At 36.5% G+C, this 817-nt stretch carries 1 protein-coding gene; it reads right to left on the minus strand.

All coding sequences use genetic code 11. From position 1 onward, the window contains the following. A partial coding sequence (locus tag AB4653_RS18910; RefSeq protein WP_372105000.1) for a radical SAM protein occupies positions 1–801 on the minus strand: 801 nt, incomplete at its 3' end. Positions 802–817 lie beyond the last annotated feature (16 nt).

Genomic DNA, 817 nt, shown 5'->3' on the forward strand with positions numbered 1-817 from the left:
ATCTTGCATACACCAAGAACGATAAATATCACCACTAAACGTAACGACTAAGCTATCAATACCTGCATAACAATCCCAACCAACAAAATTAGTTTGATCATTGGCAATTAAATCAAAAGTGGATAGATTCTCGGTTTTGCCATCTGCATAGTTTACTTCTAACTCAGCCATTGCTGGAGGAAGCTTTTTGATCTCTGGTCGCCCTCTGAAGTCTTTCATTATTTGCTCTTGTTTGGTCGTATATGAGTACTTATTAGTAATCCCACCATGTCCAAAGCCTTCAAAAAGTGGCTGCAAAGCTATAGAGCAACGAACTTCTTGTTTTAGCCGGTTTGCAAACTCTAAACAGTCATCAAACCGCTCAGGAATCATCATTATATTGACGTGAAAGCGAGTGGCTTGAGACGCCTCAAGAACCTTTGATATGTCAATAAAATGAGACTCGCTCTTGATATCTGTTAAATGGTAGCTCAAGCTTACACCATTTAAAAATTTACCGTTTTCACTCCACCACTTCAAAGATTTCGAACCATTTGAAACAATGCTGACTAACCCAGTATTTTTATGGATATATTTGATTAGGTCACTAAAATATCTAAGTATAGTCACTTCACCGCCACCAAATTCAAAATATGGTTTCAGTCCCAACTTTCTGGAATATTTAAATATTTCATCTATAAACTGAACTACAAATTCATACGATGGAGCTTTAATCGAGCCACTATGCAGATCTGAGTGACAGTAGCTACACTTGTAGTTGCAGTTATTCGTCAATGCCCAATTTATTACAAAAAATTTCATTTTACATTCCATATCT

Source organism: Vibrio sp. 10N.222.48.A3, from assembly GCF_041475345.1.
GTDB lineage: Bacteria > Pseudomonadota > Gammaproteobacteria > Enterobacterales > Vibrionaceae > Vibrio > Vibrio tasmaniensis_A.